This window comes from Rothia sp. HSID18067 (assembly GCF_003989445.1).
Lineage (GTDB): Bacteria > Actinomycetota > Actinomycetes > Actinomycetales > Micrococcaceae > Rothia > Rothia aeria.
On the sequence record NZ_RBMF01000001.1, the window covers coordinates 1,078,644 to 1,104,731 of the forward strand.

Below are 26,088 nucleotides of genomic sequence, written 5' to 3' on the forward strand. Positions count from 1 at the left end.
CCAGTAACCTATAGAGTTCAGGGGTCCGGGCAGCAGCAATATAGATACTAACTGCAGATAGCTACTCCCCTATTAATTCTTTACAGACCTGCGAGCTATTAATAAGGTCTGGCACCAGCAGCATTCTCACAATGCATATAATACGGTTATTAAGAATAGTCTTTTCTCTTATTATCGTGCATTAAAAACGTTCGAACGTATCATTAAGCAACGATTAAGGTATACATAAAGGTTACATATAGAAGCAGGCGAAAAAATATTCACTATTGTGCGGCGCGAAGAATGCTCAACCGCTTAAAACATTGACCAGAATATAACCGACCGCCCGCATCCCCAATTCATAAACTCGCCCGCCATAAGGCGGTTAGGGAACACAGGCGGCCGCCACGCGTCGCAGTAAGAGGCGCGGGTACCATAGGTACCGTAACCAGTACCTCTTCTTTTAGTACCTCGCTTCAGCCTCGATGCTCTTCAGGTGACGCAGATCGTCTAGCTGCCTGTTCAGGTGCTCCTGGAGCTGAGTACGGTAGCGGGACTCAAAGCCACGTAGCGACTCAACGCTGCTCTTAAGATTTGCCTGCTCCTCCTTCAGAGCCGACAGAGCTTTCTCACGCTTAATCTCGGCCTCAACTACCAGCTGGTTAGCTTTCTTCTCGGCCTCCGCGATCAGTTCAGCCTTCGTGCGTTCACCCTGGCTCACGTAATCATCGTGGACCTTTTGAGCCATGGCCAGCAGGCCAGCAGCATCCTGAGAGCCACCGCCGGCGGGGGCAGCCGCTGCTGCAGTGGTCTCGGAGGTCGATGCGCCGCCCTTACGCGACTCACAATCTTCAAGCTTGCGCCTGAGTGAATTATTCTCAGCATTCAGACGACGCAGCTCGCCTACCAGTTCGTCAAGAAAATCGTCGACCTCATTCATGCTGTAGCTGGGTCCAACGTTAACGACCTTGAAACTCTTGTTAATCAGGTCTTCGGGGGTAATAGCCACTGGGGTTTCTCCTCGGAAGTTAAACAATGAATCCGCACGGATGGGCCGCACGAAATCGGTATACCGTAATTATTCTACCCCCCTTTGGGTGGCAAAATCGCCTTTAACGGGCCGATAAGCGAAAACCATTTACACCTAAAGCAAAACTTGACGCTATTCCAGGGTTTTTACTGACCCGCCCAAGAGAGGCATATCACCTTAAGATTTAGGAGTTTTAAGTCCAAAATTTCAAGATCCCTATCGGACTGGTATCCCCTACGACGTAATAGCCGTCAGATACTGTAGCCCATTCAACAAAAAACTCACTGCAATAATAAGAATCAAAAAACCCATATCAAGGGCCACGTTCCCCAGCCGAAGCGGAGGCACTACCTTCCTCAGAAGGTTCATTGGCCAGTCAGTCACCCCGTACACCGCAGAAGCTACGACCAACACTGGCCCGCGTGGGCGCCACGTGGGGGAAAAAATACGCACCCAATCAAACATCATGCGCAGCAGAAGCCCAATGTACAACACGTACAGGGCGATTGTCAGCACCGCAAAAAGATAACCCATCGGGCAAGATCCTCTAACCCTGGTCGAAGGGAACTAGTCCCTCATCGTCAAAGGCCTGCGGCATATCATCACTACTGGTAATACCGAGAACCTCCAGGTCAGAAGGAGTGAGCAGGAAGACTTTGGCAGTCACCCGCTCAATACGGCCGTTAAGCGCGAACACCAACCCCGAGGCAAAATCCACCAAGCGTTTCGCGTCCGCATCCGGCATATCATCAACGTTCATAATGACGGGGATATCCTCACGGAATGCCTCACCAATAATCTTGGCGTCATTATAGGATCGGGGGTGAATAGTAGTGATGCGGCGCAATTCGTCCTCTTCTTCCTCACTGGGGTAATCGTCAGCACCGTAGTCCTCGGGATACTCCTCGGCCAGCTCGCCGTCTTCGTAGCCGTACTGATCCTGCGTGTACTCGACCTCTGCGTTGTCCTGCACCGTATCATCCTCCCAGTGGTTATCTGCGGAATTATCATACCCCCGATCCGCGGCCGCGGAAGACTCCTGACGCGCGTAGCGACGTTTATGCCCTCCATCTAACGGGGTGGGCAGAGCGTTCAGACGTGCCGACGACTCTTCAGGCTGGGCGGAAGTAGCAGCTCCCTCAGCCTCGCTATTCCCCTGATGTTCATGAGCACCTTCATACTCCGCAACACCAAAGAACGAGGTAATTCGGGCTATACCGCCGCCCTGTTTAGCCATACTATAAATCTCGCTTCGCAGTCAGTCAGATGGAAATAATCCCGTTTAAAACACATCCAGGAGGCGGATGCCGGGTGAGCACTCCGTCACGCGGGTGCGTTGCTGTTCACTATTCTATCAGTGGATGTGCCGCTAAACCTTATAGATTTGCGTATCTTACGCATAAATTGCGCCCAGACCTTGGTTTTTTCCAGTGATGCGCGCTACAACACCTCGCTGCAGGCTTCAGACACCTTCAAAACCATGGTTCCTGAATAGTTGGTACGGGAAGCCCCTCAGCTGGTAACGAACGCATCACCAGGACTATGCGCTTGGGCGCGGCCCCATAATGTCAGACCCCACTCGAACGCATGTCGACCCCCAGCGGATAGCCGCTTCTAAATCCCCGCTCATTCCCGCCGAAATCTGGGTGGCCTGGGGAAAAGACTCTCGAAGTATCTGAGAAATATTCCATAGTTTCTCAAATACCGTATCTGGCTCAGATCCTAAAGGCGCAACGGCCATCACTCCCGCGCAGTGTAGCTGTTCATAGTTTTCAATATGTTCGGCCAATGCTAATACCTGCTCAGGGTCAGCCCCGCCGCGGGCACCGGTTGAGGCGTGACCCGCCGTAGCCTGTCCCTGCGCCAGAGACACCTGAATAAGACATTCCAGTTTCCCAGCCTTATATGCTGCGGGGGCAGGAGCATGCTCAGTCTCAAAGTGCTCTACCTGCCGCGCATAGGCTTTCGCTAAGGCATCCGCTAACGACGGGCGGTCCACTGACTGCACCTGCTGGGCGTACCGCACCACAGATTTCGCCTTATTGGTCTGCAGCTGGCCAATAAAAGCCCAACGAGCTGGGTCATGGGACGGGACGGATTCGCTCACCAGCGCCGCCTTTGGTGCAGCCTCCTGATCGCGATTCTCCCCAAAAAGCCGCACACCAGCATCGTAGAGGGCCATCACGTCGGAGGCCGGGAAGAACTTTGTCACGGTCACCAGTTGCACCGTTTCACTCTGGGCGGAGCGGGCGCCGCTAGTATCTTGCTCAGCTGCCCGAATACGTTCAACCACCCGCTGGTAACCGCTGGCAAGCTGTTCCGCACGATCGGCAGTATATGTTAGAGAATTAGTGCTCATTATTTCCTCCCCAATGACCTGAAATAGATAGGCCGAAGATAGCCTGCAGAAGGCACCTATACCTCTAGCAGCCTGCAAAGATACCCCTAAGAGACAGCTAGTTTGTGGTCTCTTCCTTCTCCTCCGATGCGGCGCTAAGCCACACTAGCCCTGCGATACGTCCTGCGGGTCGAGACCCGTGAGTGAACGCTCTGTGAGAATACAGCTCACCGGTCTCATAGGTGCACGCCGCAAGCTCGGTGGATACCTCAACCCCCATATCTTCTAGTATCGCAATAGCACCCGCAGGTAAATCAAGAGCTGGGGTTCCTGTGCGGGTCTGCGCAGCAACCTGTGGAATACGCTCAGCTGAGGCAGTGCGCATCTGCTCGGGAACCTCGTAGCAGCTCCCGCAGATGCTCGGCCCCAGCCATGTACATATATTCTCAGCTCCAGCCTCATGCATGGCCGCAACCGTGCGTTGCAGCACTCCATCCAGCAGCCCTTTACGACCGGCATGGGCCACGGCCAGCACCAGCTCACCATCTTGACGCTGTCCCACCAGCACCACAGGGATACAATCAGCAACCATAATCGCCAACGGCCGACCGTTCGTACTATATGCCGCATCCGCTACGGGCGCCTGCTCCAACAGGTGCTGTGCGTGTGTATCGCTAAATCCGTCGGCTGAATCTTGCGGAGCATACTGTGCTGGCTCATAGTCTTCAGCGCATACCACAGTGGTACCGTGCACTTGGTTCAGGTACAGAAAGGGTAAACCTGTGCTCAGCATCCCCTCTAAACGTAACCTATGGCGTAGCGTCTGCGCCTGCGGTTCGCCCGTATCAACATGCAGTCCTACATTGCCCGCAGCCACACTGGTAAAAGCAATATTTACCTCATGCGCTCCAGAGCGAAAAAGCTGATATGAGAACAATAGCGGTGCACTAGTATGGTAAATATGTTCGGTATTATCCATGATTTTGCGATATATCTTTAGTACATATTGACGGGGTGGAACATAACCAGCACCCCTTAGAAGTTATAAAGGCACAAAGGAAGGAGCCGGGCACGGCACTGTCACGTACCGCGCACCGACTCCCACATTCAAAATGCGGTTCTACACGCTCTACTTCAAAAAGTCAGGAACGTCTAGGGTATCGCGACGAGCCGGAGGCTCTTCCACCACCGGAGGCAGATCAACATCGAACCCGGCTGAGGCAGGAACATCATTCTGCTGGTATGCCGGAGCTGCGGGAGCGTTGAACCCGTAATCAGGCTGAGCAGGAGCAGCCGTAGGTGCGTTCTGACCACCGAAAGTCTGCTGAGTGCGCTGGGCCTGAGCCTGCACTGCGGCGGCAGCGGATGCATTTGAATTTGTCTCGGGGTTCACTGCATCAAAGCCAGCAGCAATCACGGTCACACGAGCTTCATCACCCAACGCGTCGTCAATCACAGCACCGAAGATAATGTTCGCATCCGGGTGGGCCACTTCCTGAACCAAACGTGCGGCCTCGTTAATCTCGAATAGGCCGAGGTCGGATCCGCCCTGAATGGAGAGCAGAACACCATGTGCACCGTCAATGGAAGCTTCCAGAAGAGGAGAGGCAATAGCGAGCTCGGCAGCCTTGACTGCGCGGTCCTCCCCAGCAGCGGAGCCAATGCCCATAAGCGCGGAGCCAGCACCCTGCATCACAGACTTCACGTCCGCAAAGTCAAGGTTAATCAGACCCGGAGTGGTAATCAGGTCGGTAATACCCTGCACACCGGACAGAAGCACCTGGTCTGCTGACTTAAAGGCATCAAGCATTGACACGTTACGGTCAGAGATAGACAGCAGTCGGTCGTTCGGAATAACAATGAGGGTATCAACCTCATCGCGCAGAGCAGAAATACCGGTCTCTGCTTGGTTTGAACGGCGGCGGCCCTCGAAGGTAAACGGACGGGTCACCACGCCAATGGTAAGAGCACCAAGCGAGCGAGCGATACGTGCCACCACGGGAGCGCCACCGGTACCGGTACCACCGCCCTCACCGGCAGTCACAAAGACCATGTCTGCACCTTTGAGGACTTCCTCAATCTCCTGCGCATGATCCTCTGCAGCCTGGCGGCCAACCTCGGGGTTAGCACCAGCACCAAGACCGCGGGTCAGCTCACGACCAACGTCAAGCTTAACATCCGCATCAGACATCAATAGCGCCTGGGCATCGGTGTTGATTGCAATGAACTCAACGCCGCGCAGACCAACCTCAATCATTCGGTTGACTGCGTTGACACCACCGCCGCCGATACCGACGACCTTGATGACTGCCAAGTAGTTCTGGGGAGTTCCAGCGTCCATTTATCCCTCAATTGTTTCGTTGATTTATTGAGAAAAGTCCAAAGTTCGAGTTTAACCTTAGACATACTCGCTCTCAAATTGGCTTTATTTGCAAGGATACCAACAGATTCACCAGGTTCCTAGTTGCGGGGTGTACTGACACCCAAATTTGTGAGGATTTAGCCAAAAAATTACATCTGTCTAAACCCCAACTTGAAGATAGCACCTACCGAGTCACCGGCAGAAGCGGTGAAGAAACATCATACACAGAAATTTTCTTCCCCTGCCCCTGCGCCCCGCTCGACTGCGAATCTTCAGACCGAGTAGCTTCCAGCAGCTTAGTTAAAACCTTAGCTTTAACTTCATTCTCCTGTGAGGTACCCCATAGCACTGTAACCTTATCCTTCAAGATGAGAGTTATGCTTGAGGTGGAGTCAGCTTTTACTTCAGAGACCTCCACTAACAGCGACGTTGGTAAGGTCACCAACACATTCGAGATAATGCGGAATGCGGCGCTCTGCGACAGATTTTCATCTTCAACCTGAACTATAGGAACACCGGCTTGCTGTGCTGAATCAACCTCGCGCAGGGTCTGCCCCTCATTATCCACCAGCGCATATTTCTCGCCACGTTTCACCGCAGCGATCGGCACACGCTCCTTTACCGTCACCACCAGCTCATGCGGGGGGCGAATCTCCATCTGGACCCCGCGCAAAGCCCCGTCAGAGCCAACCAGTTCACGCACCCGGTCCTCGCTCACCCGTGATAACGGAACCCCCCGCAGAGAGCTCAGCTTCTGTTCAACTTGTGCGCTGTCCATCAAAGAGGCACCCCGCACCGTAATCTTCTCAACCGCCAACAACGGAGAGAAAAATACCACGCCAATATAGAGTGCCACCACCAGCACCAGAGCCAAAGCGGTATAAGCCAGCTTACGCATACGCGAGAGCGGAGCACGCTCCGGCTCAACCTTATCTTCAGCACGTAAACCATCCAGAGCGGGATCGCGACGTATCTGCTCACGCCTGTTATGTTCCCGCACCCGCTCATTCTCACGCGCAATCTCAGCCTCGCGCTGCTGCTCCCGGTTTGCCCGCCAACGACCAAAACGACTCTGTCCCGAGCTTTTCTCCTCGGGGCGAGAGACGGCAGGCTCCCGTTTCCCGGTGGATTCATCTGCGGCGTCAGGTAAGGACGGAAGAGCATCACTTGGTTCATGCTTCTGAGACGACTGTGAAGCCTCCCTAGACGGCTTTTGTCGTCCAGAGGCTACATTGCCTACCGGCGCCTCTGCAGGTGTCTCAGCTTCCCTTTGTGCGGCGCCCTCTTGAACCTCCGTAGCGATGACATGAGGAGGTAAAACACGAGCCCTAGGGTTACGGGGCTTTGGCATGGGCTCAGCCCGTCGTGCGGCTGGTTGCTGAGCCGCTGAACTTTCCGGTGCAGCAGGCTCAGATACCTTCCGCTTTTGAGCAACAGAATCTGCGGATGCAGCAGAGGCAGGGCGGGGATTATTCGCCTGTTGTTTCTGCTCGGCAGGTGCTGCAGGGGACGAACCGTCTGCCGCCGACTTCTTTTTTAGTCGGCGGTGGACAGGCACACGCGGAGCCCCCGCCGGGGCATTACGATGCTCCGGCGGTCCCTTCCGTTTCTGTTCTTCTTCGCCCATACCAGCCTTCCGCTACACTCTATCCGTTCTACTTGGTACCAGCATCACCTTCATCAGAGGCACCATGACGCGAGGTGAGAGCCTCCAAGAAACGCTCCCCGAGTGCGGTAACATCGCCCGCTCCCACCGTCATCACAATATCCCCCGCGCTAGCGCACGTCACAATGTCATCAATAGCTACCGTAGCATCAGAGGCGTAGTGCACCTCAGAGAACCCGGCACCGGTAATTAACTCGCTCGTTACACCTTCAATGGGTTCCTCACGCGCCGGGTAAATATCAAGCACATATGCCCTGTCCGCCAAGGACAGCGCCTGCGCGAACTCCTGAGCAAACTCCTTAGTGCGTGAAAATAGGTGCGGCTGGAATACAACATACAGATTATGTCCACCCGCAACAGTACGCCCCGTCTGCAAAGCGCACAACACCTCTGTAGGGTGGTGGGCGTAGTCGTCAAAAACCTTAATCCCGGCTATTTCTCCCCGCAGTGTGAACCGACGATCCGCGCCCACAAAGCCGCCCAATGCACTGGCAGCATCCGCAGGGCGTGCCCCAGCAACCAGCGCCGTCGCAAACGACGCCGCAGCATTAAGCTGATTATGGACACCGGGAACCTGCAGATTGAGCTCCTGCTCACCCGAATAGTGCTGCCCCGCAAGATCAAACGACCAGCTTAACACCGATGACGACTGTGAACCATGACTTGTAATCTGCGATAAACGCACATCGGCATCTTCAGATTCACCATATGTGAGCACCTGAAGGCCAGCCGCCCGACTGCGCTGAGCCAGCGAAACAGCGCCAGCATCATCCGCGCACGTAATCAGCACTCCATCAGGAACCATTGAGGCCACAAACCGGTTAAACGCCTCATACACCCGCTCAGCAGTGCCATAAAAATCAATATGGTCCGGTTCAATATTCGTCACCACCGCAACCTTCGGGCGGTAGCGTACAAATGAGCCGTCAGACTCGTCAGCCTCAGCTACGAACCACGATCCGGGGCCTGTGGCGCCCAGCCGTGCATTCGTACCAAACCCGGCGATCACAGTACCCACCGCAAACGACGGTTTCGCATTCAGCCCATCAAACATGACCGAAATCATGGAACTGGTGGTGCTCTTACCGTGCGTACCAGCCACCGCGACCACCTGGGAGTCCCCCATCACTGCGGCAAGCGCCTCAGAACGATGCAAAACCGGCAGCCCCAGCTCACGGGCCTTCACCAGTTCAGGGTTATCCTCATGGATAGCAGTCGAAATAACCACAGTATCCACGTCATGAATATTCACGGCATCCTGCGGAACCGATACACGCACCCCAGCCTGTCGCAACGACTGAAGGTTAGCCGACTCGGCACGGTCCGACCCACTGACCGGAACACCCAGCTGAGCCATTAGCAATGCGATAGCGCTCATCCCCGCGCCGCCAACACCCACAAAATGCACACGCCCTAAATCAGCAACCCGTGCCCGTTCAGGAAACGGCGGATTCAACGGTGCAGGAAGCACCAGATCAAGGTTCATTAACTCAGTCACTGTGTTTAACCGCTTTCAATGTCCGTTCAGCCATAACCCGCGCAGCATCGCGGATACCCAACTTATACGCCTTCTGCGCCATCCGCTCTAATAACGCCGAATCCGCCATTAAAGCCGGAATCTCGCTCGCAAACCACTCAGCGGTGGCATCCTGGTCCTCCACCAGGCGAGCTGCTCCTTCCTCAAGAAGAGGGCGAATATTTAAACTCTGCTCACCATTACCATGCGGCAACGGCACAAAAACAGCAGGAACCCCCACGGCAGCAACCTCACTCACGGTCGCCGCACCCGAACGCACCACCAAAAGATCAGCAGCGGCGTACACATCCTGCATGCTGGTGCAAAATTCCATCTGGTGATAATTCTTCGCGGTGCGCGGATTACCCTGCTCATCCAGGATAGCTTTGCCCTTACCCGTAATGTGCAACACCTGAAACCCCCAGTCGGCGAGAGCATCAATATTAGCCTCCACCGCTTTATTGAGCGTTAGTGCCCCCAGGGAACCACCAGTCACTATCACCGTCGGCAGCGACTCATCCAGCCCCAACCTGCGCATCGCCTCAGAACGCTGCGTCTTACGGTCTAAGTTCGCAATCTCATCACTCATGGGCATCCCCACCAGCTCAGCGCCGCGGAACGGCGTATTAGGAAACGCCACCCCCACAAACTCCGCGAAGCGCCCGCCCAGCTTATTAGCCCACCCCGGGGCTGCATTCGCCTCATGAATAATAATCGGGATACGTTCCTTAGCCGCACACATATAAGCTGGAGGGCACACATACCCGCCCACGCCCACCACGACATCCGCATCCACTTGTTTAAAAACCTCGTGCGCCTTACGAATACCACCCAAGAATCTTCCGGGGAATGCAAAAGCCTCTTTATTCAACGAACGCGGTAACGGAGCCTTGGGGATGAACTCAATATCGAAACCAGCTGCCGGAACCAGCTGGGCCTCCAATTTATCAGCCGTACCAAGCATCGTAATCTTCGCAGTTGGCTCTATCTTACGGATCTCGCGGGCGATAGCGAGCATCGGGTTAATGTGCCCTGCCGTGCCGCCCCCAGCAAAAACCACAGAAGGTGCCTTAGACATAAAAATCTCCCTAAAAATCGGTTCTTCCCCATTCTACGGCATCAGACACGGCACAAACCGTCCCCGTACAACATGCAATACACCCTCCTCATCCGGCAAAACAGACCTATATTTTAACGCGACGCTGCCCCTTACTGTCGGCTCTCAACGTACACAGAACCGGGTGTGAAAGCACCAGCGCTGCTTTCTCTAGCGCCGAGGATTGGAACGATTGCCCCGTGCACTTTGGCCAGTATTTTTCGACCCGCCGGGTGACCCGCCACGCTTTTGGGGGCTGCTGCCCTGCCTTACGGTGCGCCGCTGGCCCGCCGCAGCTGAGCCTGACCCCCGTGGGGTTTCCCCGGAACCATGACGGGGTTTTGACGCCGCATTCTTCGGAGCGCCACCGTGCAATGGGCGCAGGCCCTCCGGGAGCGAACCAGTGCGCTGCGGACGGCGCGTACGCGCCGCCTGGGGCTGAGTTTTGCCCTGAGTACGGTTACGCCCCTGAGCCTGCGAGCCGCGTGCAACAGTACGCTGCGCATCCTGACGACGAGACGCCCCTTGCTTCGCTGTGCCTTGGGTCTTGCTCCGTGCAGCAACCGGCCGCTGCTCAGAAGCAGTGCGAGGGCGAGCCGCACCGCCTCCCGAAACAGTTGCAGCGGGGCGTTTTGGCTCAGGCCGCTGCCGTTCTCCCCGACTCCTGTCAGCTGCCTGAGACTGCTTAGCTGGGCGGCCCTGGGCTGTGGGCCGTTGTTGCCCCGAAGTTGCCGCACTGGGCCGTCGGGTCGCTGTACGTTCTGCCCGCTGAGCCTGCTGTTTTTGCGCCTGTTGAAGCCGCTGCCTCTCAAGAAGCTCACGTTCACGCTCCGCGGCCTGCTGTTTCTGTGCCTCACGGGCAGCTAGCTCCCGCTGCTGGACCCGACGCTGATGCGCACGCGCCCGCTGCTCACTGGATAGGCCCAACCATACGAGCAAACCATGTATCGCATCCCGCAGCTGGCTGCGCCAATGCCACACGTCAAGCCCCAATGCGCCGCCCGCCTGCACCATACGCCGGTTCTCCTCAGCAACTGCCTGCCCTAAAACCAGGCGGCGCTGCCAATCCTCATTCTCACGGCGAATCTCACGCGGAGAAAGGTTACGGTTCGGGTCCCTCCGCAACGGGTACACCGGCGCCTGCCGCGAAAATGCGAACAATAACCCCGCCGCAAACATTGATGCAAGAAGAGACGAACCACCATAAGAAATAAACGGCAGAGGCACACCAATCACCGGGAGCACACCCGTGACCATGCCCATATTAATAAGCGCCTGCGCCGTAATCCACACCGTAATACCGCCCGCCGCCAAGCGCACAAAACGGTCCGAAGTGCGCACCATAATAGTGACAGAACAGTAGATAAGACCCAAATACAAAAGCACCACAGCGAGGGTGCCTACTAGACCCAGCTCCTCGCCGATAATCGCAAAAATATAGTCGTTATGTGCTTCCGGCAGGTAGTTGTATTTCTGGCGGGACTGCCCAAGCCCAACACCCCATAAACCACCGGTTGCCAAGGCGACCTTACCCGCATTCGACTGGTCACAGGTGGCCCCATCACATACGCCAGCAGCACCAAACACACGCTGGATACGGTTCTCACTCATGACAACCGCAAAAATCGCGAGTACCAATGCGAACCCCACCAATACCCACATGGTGCGGTTACGGGTACCCGCCAGCCACAGCATCCCCATAAAGATGACACCGTAGACGATAGCGGTACCCAAGTCTCGGCCCAACATGATAGTGCCCACCAGCGGCAAAAAGCCAAAAAGCGCGGGGAGAAGAGCCCGCCAGCTGTTCTTCGAAACGTCCCCCTGCCTAGCCAACATGAGGGCCATCCACATGATAAGAATCGGTTTCGACAATTCAGAAGGCTGAAGCTGCACCGGACCAAGCACAATCCAGTTACGGTTACCGCCAACCTCAACGCCCACCACAAGCACCGCAACCTGCAGCAGGATACCCAACACCACGGCCGTGTTCAGCACCCACCGACGCCGATACCACCCCACCGGCAGGAACCCCACCACCAGCATGAGGGCAAGACCCCCGACGGCGTACTGCAGCTGTCGTTCCCCCTGGTTAAACGGGGACATACCCTGCGAAATCATGCGCACCGATGAAGCGGACAGCACCATAATGCACCCGAAGAACGTCAGGCTCACACTCACCAGCAGGATCAGGCGGGACACATATGACAGTTCAGCGCGGGAAATACGCGCATAGGCGGAAGCATAGCGCCTGGCCAGCACGCCATCACGCCACACACGCCGCGTCTTACGATGGTCTGCCGCCGTGTTTTGCGTCTTGCCAGATGCACCGCTCACACTAATCTCCCCGTTTATTCCGTTACTCCCGTCCAGTTATTAGCTTAGCGTCTTGTGGTCTAGCTCAACACCGCACCTGCTCTTAGGTGGTTGAAATACCCTCACCAACGGCTCGTTGTACAGCCTCAACAAAAGCGTTACCGCGCTCTGCATAATTCTTAAACTGATCCATGGAAGCCGCCGCAGGGGCCATGAGCACCACATCGCCAGGTTCAGCCACCTCGCGAGCCTTAATAACCGCAGCTTCCATCGCAGCCGCCCCATCCGTTGGGTTCGCCACACTCGCAGTGAGGTTATACACAGGAACCTGCCCCGCATGGGTGGCCAAGGCAGACATCAACGCCGCAGAATCAGTACCAATAATAAGCACCGCACGCAGGCGTTCAGCATGCTTCTTCACCAGCTCATCATAGGTGACACCCTTCGACAGGCCCCCTGCTATCCACACCAGCGACGGGTAGGCGCTCATGGAGGCGTTTGCAGCGTGCGGGTTCGTGGCCTTTGAGTCATTCACCCACTGCACTCCGCCAGCTGAGGCCACCAACTGGTTACGATGCGCCCCTGGGGAATACGTACGCAACCCCTCACGCACATGCTCCGGGGCTATACCCGCCGCGCGAGTCAGCGCCGCCGCCGCCAACGCATTTTCAACCGTGTGCTGCGCGGGAACCTGACCGGGAGCCTGCGCTAAATCAGTTAGCACCCCCAGCTCAAGGGCCTGATGGTAACGGTCCTTCAAAAACGCCCGATCCACGAGGATATCCTCAGCCAGACCAAGCATAGAAACTCTCGGGATCTCGGTGCTGCTGATGCTCACCGCACGGGCACCCTCAACCACGTCAGCTTCTTCAACCATGCGACGCGTATCAGCGTGGTCTTCGTTGAAGATGCAGGCCACCTGCGTATTCTCGTAGATACGTGCCTTCGCGGCCTTATACGCCTCAAAACTACCGTGCCAGTCCACGTGATCATCAGCAACGTTCAACACCGCAGAAGCCAAGGGCGAAAGCGAATAGGTCCAGTGCAGCTGAAAACTTGAAAGCTCCACAGCGAAGAATTCGTACTCTTCGTCATCAGCCACAGCATACACAATAGGCAGGCCCACATTCCCCACCTGAGCGCTATGCCGCCCGGCTGCTTTGAGGATTGAATCGACCATACCAACAGTCGTGGTCTTCCCATTTGTGCCGGTCAGGCACAGCCATTGGGTGCTGCGACGGCCAGCACGCGTGTTTAAGCGCCACGCCAGCTCAACCTCGCTCCACACTTGAACGCCGCGCTCATAGGCGTCCAACATAATATCGCTATCAGGGCGGATCCCTGGGGACACCACCACTACGTCCGGCTCCTGCCCATCAACCAGGGGTAAGGAACTCATGTGCTCCTGCCCGAAAAGGCCGCTCACATGACCGTATGCCTGATCATAAAGGCGGATACGCTCCCGTTTCTCTGCGGTGTCTTTAGCGTCAATAGCAACTACGTGCGCGCCTTTCTGAGCCAGCACATCAGCTGAGGCATCGCCAGAGACCCCCAGACCAACCACGACCACGCGAAGTCCGGCCCAAGGAGCATCCCAACTGGTCAGCTCAGCAAGACGCGAATTATTCAATACGGGGTTGGTTGCTACCGCGTCCTTACTCGCCTCAATACGGGCCAGCTGCTCAGCAGTTTTCATGTTCCACTCCGTCACTAGTTAATCACCCCGGTATTCTGCGAGAACCAATCACCAAAGAACAGGGCTAAGGCGATGAGTACGCACAAAGCGTTCACCACCCACAGCCGGAACACCGAGTTTACCTCGCCGCTGCTGACGGTACCGGGTGCGATACCCTTCTTATCAATAGAATACATACCATTCACGCCGGTCTTCTCCATGTGATGGTGGAACGGTGTCATACGGAAGAAACGGTGTGCATGCGGAACTTTCTCACCGCGGGACACCGAGCCTTTACGGCTAAATTTAAAAACGAACTTCTGCACTATCACCGAGAAAACCTCTAGCACAGGCATCAACGCAATAATGGGTAGCAGCAGCTCGGTGCGGGTAAAAATAGCGAACGCTACAAGAGCCCCGCCTAAGGCCAGTGACCCGGAATCGCCCATAAAGATCTGCGCCTTTGACACGTTCCACAGCAGGAACCCGCCCAGCGACCCCACAAAAGCTGCAGCGATCATGGCCAGGGCACCAGCATCACGCACGTCATAGCACCCGACCCCAGCAGCCGAAACACACCGGTGCGAGTACTGCCACACAGTCATTGCCAAATAGCCGGTGAAAATCGTCATCATCACCCCGCCAGCTAGGCCATCCAGGCCATCAGTGAAATTCACAGCATTAGTGCCGGAGAGAGCGATCAGGTTAATCCACGCCATCACCAGTAGGGTACCCACAATAGCCCCCGGGGCCATAAGATCCAGCGGCAAATCACGTACAAAAGAAACCGCTGTGGACGCGGGCGTAACTCCTGCGGAGTTTGGGAACTGGAACGCCAAGTAAGAGAACGGCAGGGTTACGGCCAGTAGCCCGACCGTTTTCTGAATCTCCGTCAGCCCCTCATTGCCCTTATTGCGGAATTTCATAATGTCGTCTGCCGCTCCCACAGCGAGCATCCCTACCGTAAACCCCAGAGTCAGCCATGCTGTTGCACTGGGTGCTGGGGAGGTGCCGTAGAACCAGGCGCTCAGCAGCAGCGTTATGAAATAGGCGAGCACGGCGGCGGGGATGAAGACAAGCCCCGCCATGGTGGGGGTTCCCGCTTTATGCTGGTGCGCAGCAGGGCCTTCGTCACGGATAAGCTGACCCAGCTTCAGCTTCTGCATCTGGCGGATGAACAGGGGGATCGCCCCAAATGACAGGACAAAACCCAGAACTCCCGCAATGAGCACAGTAATCATTCTCTAGCGTGTGCCTTCCTGTCCGGTGAATGTGGTGGAAGCGGAGGCCGTAGTGGCCGCCGGGCTGGAGGTGGTTGCAGGCTCACTCGCCGTGGGGGCGACAGAACCCGTCAAATCGGTCACTTCAACAAAGTCGCCAGCGCTCAACCAGGTAGGAGCAGGCTCAGAGCCGGACCCAAACCGGTCACTGCTGAATGCCACCTCATCTCCCAACTGTCCAAGTTTGGCGCCGTTGGAGGATTTAAACAGCACAATGTCGCCGGGGCGCAGCTCAGCGCGTAGCACCGACAATGCCTGCTGCGGGGTCTGTACCCAGGTGGCCTCATTACCCCAGGAACCTTCCAGGTGCGCGGCATTATAGATTGGTTTGGCCGTGTCTCCCACGGCGATTAGCTTAGAAATATTGAGCCGCACTGCAAGCCGCCCAATATGGTCGTGCTCTTCGACGCTGCTTTCTCCCAGTTCCAGCATCGCCCCCAGCACGGCCCAGGTGCGGCGTGGCTCGCTGCCGCGGCCCAGCTGCGCCAGAGTTCGCAGTGCAGCCGACATTGACTCCGGGTTCGCGTTGTACGCATCGTTAATGATGCTCACCCCATCGGAGCGGTCGGTGCGGGCCATACGCCATTTAGACACAGCACCGCTGGTATTGAGCGCGTGAGCTATCCTGTCCCCCGCGATGCCAGCGTTATACGCAATAGTTGCGGCCGCCAGCAGGTTATGCACATGATGCTCACCAATTAATTGTGACGACACCAGGTGTTCCTGCCCGTTGGGCAGCCGCAGAGTGAATTCCGGGCACCCCGCATCATTCGTGCTCAAGTTCAGAGCCGCCACATACCGCTCGTACTGTGGCTTATCCCCCACTCCAAAATAGGTGACGGGAACACACGCACGCGCTGCCATGCGCAGCACACGCTCATCGTCAGCGTTGAGGGCGAGCGCCCCACCGGCGCGGATGCCTTCGGCCAGTTCACCTTTGGTGCGTTCAATATTGTCTACCCCGCCGAACTCGCCTGCATGGGCGGTACCGACCTTTAAGATGACCCCGTAGTCCGGCTGTACAATATTCGCCAGGTACTCAATATTGCCTACATGGTCGGCGCCCATTTCAATAACCAAGTACCGGGTGGTTTCATCCGCACGGAATACCGTCAGCGGCACCCCAACCTCACCGTTATAGGAGCCCACGGGAGCCACCGTAGCACCCTCGGCACCAAAAATAGCTGCCAGCAAATCTTTGGTGGTGGTTTTCCCTGCGGAACCAGTAATCCCAATGACTTCCACGGGACCAAGACTACGCATCTTCTCGATAGCGTATGCCGCCAAGCGCCCCATCGCCAGTACCGCATCATCCACCTGCACGGCAGGATACAGCTCACCTGAAGGCTCAGCGGTAACGGGCCGTTCAACAAGGGCTAAGGAAGCACCAGAGTTAAAAGCCGCGGCAACAAAACGGTGCCCGTCGGTACTTTCTCCCGGTTTCGCAATAAAAAGGGTACCGGGGACTACTTCCCGTGAATCAGTAGTGGCGAAGGTACAGAAGACCGTCTCGGGGTCTTGAAGCCCGAGCGCGGCACCTCCGGTCGCCTGGATAATCTCGGCGGCACTTAGTTTAATCATTATTTCTTATCCTCAGCGTTTTCTTCCAGCATACGCCGATAATCTGGCAGAATCTCAAATCCACGAGTAACCATGGCGCGGGCCACTTCAATACGGTCATCCAGCTGCACGTCTACCCCAGCTACATCTTGGGCTGTTTCATGGCCGCGGCCCGCAATGAGCACGGCATCGTCAGGGGTGGCCATATCAATAGCCTGCGCAATAGCCCTAGCACGCGGGGCAATATTATGTACTTCATGAGCCCGCGCCCCAGCGGCGATAGCTCGCTGTGCACCGGCAGCAACAGCCTCGCGAATGGGGGCCGGGTCTTCCCCATGCGGATCGTCATCGGTCACAATAACGATATCTGCGTAGCGGGCAGCGATCTCACCCATAATGGGGCGCTTGCCCTGGTCACGTTCACCAGTAGCGCCGAACACGATAATGACTCGGCCCTCACCGGGGCGATCCATCGCCTCTAACGCACGGATTAGCCCGTCAGGATTATGCGCAAAATCAACAATAGTGTGGGGGCTGTGCCCAATAAGCTGCATTCGACCAGGAACTACCGGGGTGAGTGCCTCCCCACTGGCGAGCGCAGCCGCCAACGGCTCTCTCTCTTCTTCGCTTGTGCTGAGCCAGGCCATAAGCGCCGCCAGGGCCGCATTGGAAACGTTAAAATCTGCGGGAAGTCCGGTACGAGCCTGAACACGCTCCCCAGCCCCGTTAGCAAGTACGAAGGTATGCCCTAACCCTTGAGCCATCACCTCAGTAACAGCCCAATCGTTGACACCAAAATCTGCCGGTACCGCTTCTAACCCGGCACCGTGATTGGTCAGCAACCGAATTGTGTTTTGCGCACCCAGCTGCTGTTGTGCGTGAACAAGCATCCGCTGCCCCCATGGATCGTCTGCGGTGATCACGGCCCGTTCAGTACGTTCAGGGGTGAACAGCTGTGCTTTTGAGTCAAAGTATTCTTCCATCCCACCGTGTAGGTCTAGGTGGTCTTGGGTGAGGTTTGTGAAACCACTCATTGCATAACGCACCCCGTCAACGCGGCGATAATCAATGGCGTGGGAAGAGACTTCCATAGCTGCACAACGTACTCCACGCTGGCCCATAAGAGACAGCAGGGCGTGCACATGCACAGATTCGGGGGTGGTCATCGCGGAGGGAATCGACACACCGTCAATAAGGATTTGGATGGTACCGACCAACCCGGTTTTGACGCCCAGAGCGGCACGGAAAACGGATTCAAGCATATAGGTGGTGGTGGTTTTCCCGTTTGTTCCGGTCACCGCGAACCGCTGCAGTTGCGGGTAGTCGTTTGAACCGTAGATGAAAGCCGCCAAGGAACCCAGCACCCGGCGTAAATCTGTGCCAATTATAAGCGCAGTATCTGCTAAATCAAGGTGCGCCTCAGCAATAATGCGCTGCCCCTGAGCGTCAGTAAGAATACCCGCTGCGCCTGCGGCTACAGCAGCTGCAGCGAAACTAGCTCCGTGTGTTTTAGCACCTGGCAGCGCTACATATAGGTCCCCCTCGCGTACGGAGCGTGAGTCCATACTGATACCGGTCACGTTTCGGGAGCCGGATAGGGCTAGGTGCGGCTGTGCCTCAAGGTTTTGCAGCTTCTGAATGAGCGTATCTAGCGGGTAGCCTGTGGTTAGGCGGGGCCGTAAGTTCTGGGCATCTTTGCCGAACAGCTCTTCGCCGGGCATAGCTTCGTCTGAGAGTTTCTCACCGGGCTGTTCGCCGTTCATTGTCCTTCTTCCTTCGCGCATGGGGCGCCCTATTTATCGTCTTGTGATGTGCCACAGCTGGGCTGGGGTGATTGGTACCTTCTCATTGTAATGAGCCAACGGGTGCTCGGCACCCTCACGAGACTAGCCGCTGTTCTTACCATCCGCAAAAATGGGGATAATATGTGGCTCGGTGGTGGAGTGCGGAATATTGTAGGTGTGCAGAACTCGCTCCATGATTTGGGAGAATTGCCCGGTACCACCGATAGTTCCCACCTCACCTTTGGGGTGCTGCAGGGTGATACTCACCATAAACCGGGGGTTCTCAATGGGCGCCACACCAATGAAAGATGTGGCATATCCCTCATAGCCGCCTTTTTCGCTGGGCGCCTCTGCGGTACCGGTTTTACCCCCGACACGGTACCCGTTGACCTGGGCAAGTTTCGCTTGCCCCTTAGTCACCACATTCTCCATGAGGGTCAGGCAGTCTCGGGCGGTTTTTTCACTCACCACACGCTGGGCGCCCTCTACGGGAACCTTATGCTCGGTGCCGTCGGGGTCGATAATGGCATCCACAATCCGTGGCTTCACTTTAACCCCCAGGTTACCTACGGCTTGAAAAACCATAGCGGTCTGAAGCGGGGTCTGCGCAAGGCCATGGCCGAAAAACACCGTGAATTCCTGGCGTCCGTCCCAGGTTTTCCAATCGGAGACTAGGCCCTGCTGTTCTCCGGCAATATCAATGCCTGTGAACTCGCCCATACCGTATTTTTTCAGCCACTCATAGCGCTCTTCTTTGGGCATCTTCTGGCCAACCAGCACAGTTCCGGTGTTCATCGAATCGGTAATAATACCCGAGAACGTGCGGCGTTGCGCGGGGTGCTCAAAAGCATCTTTGAAGGTTTGCCCGTTAACGGTGAGGGTGGCGGGAACATCATATGTATCGGTGAGGGTGGTAATGCCTTTCTCAATGAGCGCTGATGCGGTGAGGATTTTCTCCGTCGATCCGGGCTCAATGATCTGAGAAATGGCACGTGGCACCATATCTTGTGTGTTCTCAACTTTTTCGGCACCCGGGTCCATGGTTGTTGAATCAGCAAGTGCCAGGATTGAGCCGTCGCGCACATCCATCACAATGGCGCATCCCCATTCTGCTTTGAGTTCGTCTACACGGGCTTTCATAACCTGCTGGGCGTAGTACTGGATATCCCGGTTGAGGGTCAGACGCACGGTTTTACCGTTCACTGATTCGCTCACCTGCTCCTGGGTCACAGGAATACGCACACCGTCGGCCCCGATCTCGTACACGCGTTTGCCGTTCACCCCAGCGAGCTCCTTCTCGAAGGTGCGCTCAATCCCTACCGAGAGGTTGCGTTCAACGGTTTCGTTTTCTTTACCCTCAACTGCTTCATCAACGATGTGGTAGCGGCCTACCACAGAACCACCCACCGGCCCGTCGGGGTACAGGCGTTCGCTGATTACTTCCCCGAAGAGGAACGGTGCCCCTAATGCGTCGATACGATTGTAAATTTCGGGGGTTACGTTGGTTTTAATGACCGAGTACCGGGAGTCTCCCTCAAGTTTTGACTTCACGAAGTCATCGGTGATGGTCGGGTCCACGGTGCGCAAAATATCGGTGACTTCATACACCAGCTCGGTGGGGGTGACTGTCACACGCTCTTGGGAGTGGTCGTAGCGTTTAAATTCCGCCACGATCGTCTGGTCCGCGATGATATTGTACCTTTGCACGCTACGGGCCAGTACGTGCCCGTTCACATCGGTAATCTGCCCGCGGACTGCGGGAACTTTCTGGGTTCGGGTTCGAGAATCCCGGGAGGTTGCAGCCAGGTTTTGCAGGTCAAGCCCCTGAACGTACAGTAGGCGTAAACTCAGCAGGCCCAGTAGCCCCGTGCTGCTGGCGCCTATCATGAATCCACGTCGGCTGAGTTTACGCTCGCTCTGTGAGGATACCGCTTTTTTCTTGTGGGCCACAGTGTTCCTTCCGGTACATTCCTGCGCTATTTCCTGGATTGTTGTTCCTATATCGCCGGGCTCTTCTGGCACCTGCCGGGGCAGCTTATAACTTGTCCCGAACAGAACACTACCCCGAGTAGATTAGGTGACACCAATCGGCGCCACCACCCCTACCCGGGGTGTGAACTGTATTAGCGATTCGCGGAGGCGCTAGGCGCAGCCTGTGACGGCTGAGCCTGCTGCGGGCTCTGTGAACCCTGCGGAGATGCAGAGGGTGAAGGCGAGGCGGGGGCACTTGCCTTCTCCTTTTCCTGCTTCTCTTTCTCTTCCCGCTCACGGTTCTGCTTCGCGGTCTTCTCCTGCGCCTGCTTCTGGGCATCCGCAGCCTTCTGCCCGGAGGGGTCATTATCGCGGGTCGCGGGTGCTGGCACCAGATTCCCGCGGGTCCCATTAGCTGAGGTGGGCGAAGCAGCTGGGGTTGGGGTGCCCTGAATCGTACCGTTCTGCACGTCCAAAGTTGCCGGGGTAGTGCTGGGGAACATATTCAGCAGAGAAGCACGGATCGCTAGATCCTGCGGAGCTTCGTTGTACCCCAACTCCTGATGCAGAGCCTCGTTCTGCTGGGTGAGAGCCAGCTCCTGGGCGTGCATGTCTACCAGTTCGTACTGACGCTGAGCCACTAGGATATTCATCAGCAGGTTAAAGATGAGAAATAGCGGGATCACAAAAAACACCGCCCACATCAGAAGGCTCATGATGCCTCCCCGGCGGGTGGGTTTACGTAAAGAACGGGCCAGCGGCGCACGTTTTTTTGCACCGGAGGCTTCTCGCACTTCAGCGCGCCCAGCTGTACCGCCCCGAGCAGGTTGAGGCCGCACCGAGGTGGTATTCGCTTCGAACTGCGCGGTTGAGGGCTTCTCAAATACTCCCGCTACCCCGCGCGTGTACGCCAAGAAACGGGCGGGAGCGTCTAGCAGGGTCGCCCCCCGTGAGGTGCGCGTGGCACCAGCGCCCTGAGGCCGGGCTGTTTCGGTTGTTCGAGCCCGGCTGGGGGTGCTGGTTCGGGTGGGGCTGCCAGCGGTAGCAGCCCGAGATGATGCACCAACTTTTTCCTTCTGTGCGGTGCGGCGGGTGCTTGTCGAAGTTGTGGAGGCACGACGAGCCGACCCGGGGTGTGAGGAGCCTGCTCGGCCCGGCGCAGCAGCTGTCCCTTCCGGGCGTGTTTTACGACCCGGGGGTTTGGGCGTGTTCCTACGCTCCCCCGTCATGGTGGTCTTCGTTGTTACGCTCATTTATGTAACCCTAATCTTCTCGCCAGCCCGCAATTTTGCGCTTGCGGCGCGTGAATTCTCTGCGATTTCAGCCTCAGTCGGTGGCTCTGCGCCACGCGTGATAACTTTCATCGTTGGCTTATGTTCGTCAAGCTCCACGGGGAACCCTTTGGGTGCCTTAGAGGTGGCGGCAGCACTCAGGCCCCGCTTGACGATCTTGTCTTCTAAACTGTGGTAGCTCATGGCCACAAACCGCCCGCCCAGGGAGAGCGAGTCGATTGCGACCGGCACAGCGCGTTCCAGTGCCTCCAGTTCGTGGTTCACCTCAATGCGTAGCGCCTGGAAAGTGCGTTTCGCAGGGTGCCCGCCTTTGCGTTGTGCCGCTGCTGGCACCGCCTTTTGGATAGCGGCTACCAGCTCACCGGTGGTCTCAAACGGCTGAACGGCCCGCTGAGCAACGATCCGTTCGGCAATCCGCGCGGCGAACTTCTCTTCGCCCCACGTGCGGATAATTCTCCGCAGCCGCTCCAACGGATACTCGTTCACTACGGTGCGTGCTGTCAGCTCATCTTCACTATTCATCCGCATATCGAGCGGAGCGTCGTAAGAATAAGCAAACCCGCGTGAACGCTCATCCAGCTGCATGGAGGAGACACCCAAGTCGAATAGGACGCCATCGACGGCATTCACCCCGGCGACGTCCATGGCGTATTCAATCTGGTCGTACACAGCGTGCACGGGGATGAACCGCTCGCCGAACCGCTCCAGCCGCTGCCCCGCAATAGTGTGCGCCTGCGGGTCTCGGTCGATGCCGATCACCTGCAGTTCGGGGAAACGTTCAAGCATTGCCTCGGTGTGCCCGCCCATTCCTAACGTCCCATCAATGACCACTGCCCCTTCACGTTCGAGGGCCGGGGCTAGCAGGTCAAGGCACCTGGTAAGCATGACCGGTACGTGGCGTTCTTTCGCTTCTTTCTTCGAAAGCCCCGCATCGGGAGTTTCAGTAAGCGTAAGGGTGTGTGCGGGAGCTACCGCTCCCTGAGCACCGGCGTGGGTGCTTTCCTTAGCGCTCATATTCGCTCCTTGAGGGTCACGTACTAGGATCTGCTCCCGCAGCGAATGCGCTAACAGATGGGGTGGTTTACAGGAAGGGGAAAGGCTCCTCATCCAGTTGTGCAAATTCAGCTTCGGTACGAGCAAGGTACTCGTCCCAAGCCTGAGCGTCCCAGATTTCGGCTCGGGAACCCGCGCCGATGACGACAAGCTCGCGGTCTAACCGAGCGTACTCACGCAACGCCGCCGGGATGGTGACCCGCCCCTGCTTATCGGGCACCTCATCAGATGCGCCCGACAGGAACACACGCATGTAGTCCCGAGCCTGCCGTGAAGACAGCGGCGCTGAACGCATCTGCTCGTGAATACGCTCAAACTCTTCCGCAGAGAACACGTACAAGCAACGTTCCTGTCCGCGGGTGAGCACTAGACCAGCAGAAAGTTCCTCACGAAATTTCGCGGGAAGAATGATGCGCCCTTTGGTGTCTAACCGAGGCGAATACGTCCCTAAAAACACGTACCCACCCCCTCACAGCGCACTTGAACAATCTGCTACCCTCCACTTTACCCCACTTTCCACCACTTAACCCTTTTTAAGCACCCAAATTTTTCCGCAAATTTTAATAAACCTGCACGTCAAGCCCTTGAATCCCGCAGCTTCACCCCAGCTAGGACCGTTATTGAGGAGTTCGCCACCCGCTGATTCGACGCACGAATAGCCAACATATTTTGAAAAACCACATCATTGCCCGTTCCACGCAGGCAGTTTTAGAGTTATTGGCGGCAGCAGACACAATCCCGCCGCTACACGGGTTATTGTGGGGCGGTGGAGGATTGTGGAGGGAAAAGTGGAGGAAACATCCTCAGTTTCAGCGTGAGTACCGCTTACGGTGGGGAAAACACCCATAATCAGAAGCTAACGCTAGCTTGGGATAAATACCGGCTCTTAGTACCACCACCCCGGTGTGGCGTGTACAGCAGCTGCAAGTACAGCGACCTTTAACGGACAGTGGGGCGGGGCCTCCCTTATGGAAGCCCCGCCCCACCACCAAGTCTGAGGTAGAACACGGTTTAAACGTACCAGCCTATTACCACGGTGGTACCTCACGCCAGCACTGACGTATCACAAGAAGAAAAATATACTAACGCCCCTGTTCGCGCTCATCCCAGCGCTCTTCCAGGCGCTCCATGAGCTTCGATTGTTTGCGCTGTTGCTGCGCCTTCTCAGCGGAGGCACCTTTAGCCTTACCACCTAAGAACGAATCAATAGGGGTTTTCTTACTGGTGGTCGCAAAATACACGCCCCCGGCGGCAACTATAAAGCCGACAATACCAAGCAGAATAATCTTTGAGGCAACCGCCCCAATAATAATGCCCAGCCCAGCAAGCACGCACAGGATACCCAGCACCATGTGGCGGGCGCTAAATACGGGCGCGGTATTGCCCGTCGAAGACATCGAACTTGCAAACTGCGGATCTTCGGCGTGCATTAACTCCTCAAGCTGATCAAGGACTTTCTGTTCGCGCTCCGAAAGTGCCATAGCATTCTCCTTAAAACCGTGCCCAAAAGCCCTGCCGTCGGCACATATCCACCCCGGGGCAAGACCATCACATGTAGCCTAGCGTACGTTCATCATAGTACCCCTTTTAGGCCCCCAATAGGTACTCTTTCTTGAGCTAAATCTCTGTGTATGTACTGAGAATAAAAGCCGCACTCACCACATCCCTGCGTTGCCGCGGATGCATCAGAGTACCCAGCGGCCCATGAACCTGCCTCAACGCTTAACACTCAGGGGATTTCTAAGCCGTATATTCTTTAAAAGCTCGCACTTCTACGCCTCGCATCCAGCCTTACACCTGACGATGCTGCACCCTGTGCATATGTGTTCGCTCCGCCGTATACCCCATCAGAGAGGCCGGGCGCACCGCCTCTGCACTAAATCGCGTATGGATGCCATCAAGGGCACGCTCCACACGACCCCAGTCAGCTTTCTCTGCACCGTCACCTTCCTGTGGGTCCAAGGCAAAAAGCGTCTGCTGCATACCAGAGGCGCATTGTTGCAGCCGCTCGGCGCGTACCCCTATCAACCGTAAAGCCCGTGACGCTTGTTCCTTTTGACCATCACAACTTTTGATCAAAAGCCCCATCGCCCTCAGGGCGGCGCAAGCAATACGATATATCTGCATCCCAGAATCTACAGGCTCAGTTAGGGGTATAGATTTAGTGTGTGTCTCAAAACCTTCATAACGATATTTAATGGTCAGCGCACCGGCGGTTTTCCCTGCTGCGCGCAGCCGCCGCCCCAACCGTAAAGCAATACCCTGCACCGCTCGCTCAATATCTGCGACGCAGCGAGTATCGGTAGCAAAGGTATGTTCAGCTCCCATACTTTTCTCAACACGTTCAGTGACCACCGGACGATGATCAATACCACGAGCAAGAGCATAGAGATGGTTCCCTGCCGCATTACCAAAACGCCCGCACAGCCACTGGGCGTCAAATTCACGCAGCTGTGCCACCGTGTAGATTCCGTATTCGTTCAGCAAAGTGGCGCTTCGCGCTCCCACACCCCACAGTTTATTAACCGGCATAGGATCCAGGAACTCCTGCACCCTGTGGGGCGGCACCACCCACAGCCCATTGGGTTTACTGCCAGTTGAGGCCATTTTGGCAAGAAACTTATTAATAGATATCCCCGCCGAGCAGGGTAGAGACAGCTCGTCTGCAATACGTTCTCGCACCCGCTGTGCTATCGCAACCGGGGATCCGCCGATGGCAGTGGCACCGGTGAGATCAATGAATGCCTCATCAACACTTACTTGTTCCACAAGCGGGCTTTCATCCCGCAGTATTCGCATGACCGCACGAGAGTAAAAGCCGTAATCACCCCGCAGAGGCAGAATAGTTGCCTGTGGGCTCAAGCGTTTAGCATGTGCCAGTGGCATACCCGAATGAACACCCGAGTCTCGAGCCTCATAGGAAGCAGAACATACCACTGAGCGCGGGCCCTCATGCGCCACAATAATAGGAGTTCCGTGTAATTCTGGTTTATTCAGCAGCTCTACGTTGACAAAAAATGCGTCCATATCAAGATGCATCATGATGCGGGGCTTCTCGCTTCGGTCATCAGCGGTATTCCCCCGCTGGAAGCGAGATGTATTAAAGATGTTTTTTACGTTCTCAGACATTACACCCCCTTGATAGAGGGAGGCCCTGGATGACTATTGTG

Annotated in this window: 20 protein-coding genes; all 20 read right to left on the reverse strand. The window is 56.3% G+C overall.

Going from position 1 to position 26,088, the window contains the following annotated elements; all coding sequences use genetic code 11:
* Positions 1–442: 442 nt before the first annotated feature.
* The 20 genes from D8M23_RS04725 to dinB all read right to left on the reverse strand — a co-directional run bounded on the left by D8M23_RS04725 (position 443) and on the right by dinB (position 26,047).
* Positions 443–988 carry a DivIVA domain-containing protein gene (locus D8M23_RS04725; RefSeq protein WP_006888900.1) on the reverse strand — a complete coding sequence of 182 codons (546 nt, stop codon included), beginning with the start codon at positions 986–988 and terminating at the stop codon, positions 443–445.
* 255 nt (positions 989–1,243) lie between these two features.
* Positions 1,244–1,543: a YggT family protein gene (locus D8M23_RS04730; protein WP_006888913.1), complete on the reverse strand. Its 300-nt coding sequence runs from the start codon at positions 1,541–1,543 to the stop codon at positions 1,244–1,246.
* A gap of 13 nt (positions 1,544–1,556) precedes the next feature.
* Positions 1,557–2,246 (reverse strand): cell division protein SepF, encoded by a 690-nt coding sequence (locus D8M23_RS04735; protein ID WP_006888949.1) that lies wholly within the window; start codon positions 2,244–2,246, stop codon positions 1,557–1,559.
* A gap of 303 nt (positions 2,247–2,549) precedes the next feature.
* On the reverse strand, positions 2,550–3,368 hold the full coding sequence (locus tag D8M23_RS04740; protein WP_174234605.1) for a YggS family pyridoxal phosphate-dependent enzyme: 819 nt from the start codon (positions 3,366–3,368) through the stop codon (positions 2,550–2,552).
* Between the two features lie 97 nt (positions 3,369–3,465).
* Positions 3,466–4,326 carry a polyphenol oxidase family protein gene (locus tag D8M23_RS04745; RefSeq protein WP_126853866.1) on the reverse strand — a complete coding sequence of 287 codons (861 nt, stop codon included), beginning with the start codon at positions 4,324–4,326 and terminating at the stop codon, positions 3,466–3,468.
* A 150-nt stretch (positions 4,327–4,476) separates the two neighbouring features.
* Positions 4,477–5,688, reverse strand: a complete 1,212-nt coding sequence (ftsZ, locus tag D8M23_RS04750; RefSeq protein ID WP_006888936.1) for a cell division protein FtsZ — start codon at positions 5,686–5,688, stop codon at positions 4,477–4,479.
* A gap of 205 nt (positions 5,689–5,893) precedes the next feature.
* Positions 5,894–7,336: a cell division protein FtsQ/DivIB gene (locus D8M23_RS04755; RefSeq protein ID WP_238693761.1), complete on the reverse strand. Its 1,443-nt coding sequence runs from the start codon at positions 7,334–7,336 to the stop codon at positions 5,894–5,896.
* A 28-nt stretch (positions 7,337–7,364) separates the two neighbouring features.
* Positions 7,365–8,861, reverse strand: coding sequence for a UDP-N-acetylmuramate--L-alanine ligase (gene murC, locus D8M23_RS04760; RefSeq protein ID WP_174234606.1), 1,497 nt, complete (start codon positions 8,859–8,861; stop codon positions 7,365–7,367).
* Positions 8,862–8,865: 4 nt separating this feature from the next.
* A complete protein-coding gene (gene murG, locus D8M23_RS04765) occupies positions 8,866–9,969 on the reverse strand; it encodes an undecaprenyldiphospho-muramoylpentapeptide beta-N-acetylglucosaminyltransferase (RefSeq protein WP_006888831.1) in 1,104 nt (367 codons plus the stop codon).
* Between the two features lie 189 nt (positions 9,970–10,158).
* Positions 10,159–12,324 (reverse strand): FtsW/RodA/SpoVE family cell cycle protein, encoded by a 2,166-nt coding sequence (locus D8M23_RS04770; protein WP_161971647.1) that lies wholly within the window; start codon positions 12,322–12,324, stop codon positions 10,159–10,161.
* An 82-nt stretch (positions 12,325–12,406) separates the two neighbouring features.
* The gene (murD, locus tag D8M23_RS04775; protein WP_126853869.1) at positions 12,407–13,999 is read right to left on the reverse strand and encodes a UDP-N-acetylmuramoyl-L-alanine--D-glutamate ligase; all 1,593 of its coding nucleotides are present in this window, start codon (positions 13,997–13,999) and stop codon (positions 12,407–12,409) included.
* Positions 14,000–14,013: 14 nt separating this feature from the next.
* Entirely contained in the window at positions 14,014–15,219 is a 1,206-nt protein-coding gene (mraY, locus tag D8M23_RS04780; RefSeq protein WP_126853870.1) for a phospho-N-acetylmuramoyl-pentapeptide-transferase, read from the reverse strand.
* A 3-nt stretch (positions 15,220–15,222) separates the two neighbouring features.
* Entirely contained in the window at positions 15,223–16,839 is a 1,617-nt protein-coding gene (locus tag D8M23_RS04785; RefSeq protein ID WP_037235670.1) for a UDP-N-acetylmuramoyl-tripeptide--D-alanyl-D-alanine ligase, read from the reverse strand.
* A complete protein-coding gene (locus D8M23_RS04790) occupies positions 16,839–18,581 on the reverse strand; it encodes a UDP-N-acetylmuramoyl-L-alanyl-D-glutamate--2,6-diaminopimelate ligase (RefSeq protein ID WP_126853871.1) in 1,743 nt (580 codons plus the stop codon). Before D8M23_RS04790 ends, D8M23_RS04785 begins: the two co-directional genes overlap by 1 nt.
* A gap of 123 nt (positions 18,582–18,704) precedes the next feature.
* Positions 18,705–20,552: a peptidoglycan D,D-transpeptidase FtsI family protein gene (locus D8M23_RS04795; protein ID WP_126853872.1), complete on the reverse strand. Its 1,848-nt coding sequence runs from the start codon at positions 20,550–20,552 to the stop codon at positions 18,705–18,707.
* A 173-nt stretch (positions 20,553–20,725) separates the two neighbouring features.
* Complete coding sequence (locus D8M23_RS04800; RefSeq protein ID WP_126853873.1) at positions 20,726–21,826, reverse strand: hypothetical protein; 1,101 nt, start codon at positions 21,824–21,826, stop codon at positions 20,726–20,728.
* The gene (gene rsmH, locus D8M23_RS04805) at positions 21,827–22,879 is read right to left on the reverse strand and encodes a 16S rRNA (cytosine(1402)-N(4))-methyltransferase RsmH (protein ID WP_037288036.1); all 1,053 of its coding nucleotides are present in this window, start codon (positions 22,877–22,879) and stop codon (positions 21,827–21,829) included.
* Positions 22,880–22,946: 67 nt separating this feature from the next.
* Positions 22,947–23,375, reverse strand: coding sequence for a division/cell wall cluster transcriptional repressor MraZ (gene mraZ / locus D8M23_RS04810; protein WP_006888897.1), 429 nt, complete (start codon positions 23,373–23,375; stop codon positions 22,947–22,949).
* A gap of 625 nt (positions 23,376–24,000) precedes the next feature.
* Positions 24,001–24,399 (reverse strand): DUF3040 domain-containing protein, encoded by a 399-nt coding sequence (locus D8M23_RS04815; protein WP_023134584.1) that lies wholly within the window; start codon positions 24,397–24,399, stop codon positions 24,001–24,003.
* A gap of 310 nt (positions 24,400–24,709) precedes the next feature.
* Positions 24,710–26,047 carry a DNA polymerase IV gene (dinB, locus tag D8M23_RS04820; protein ID WP_174234607.1) on the reverse strand — a complete coding sequence of 446 codons (1,338 nt, stop codon included), beginning with the start codon at positions 26,045–26,047 and terminating at the stop codon, positions 24,710–24,712.
* Between the last annotated feature and the right edge of the window lie 41 nt (positions 26,048–26,088).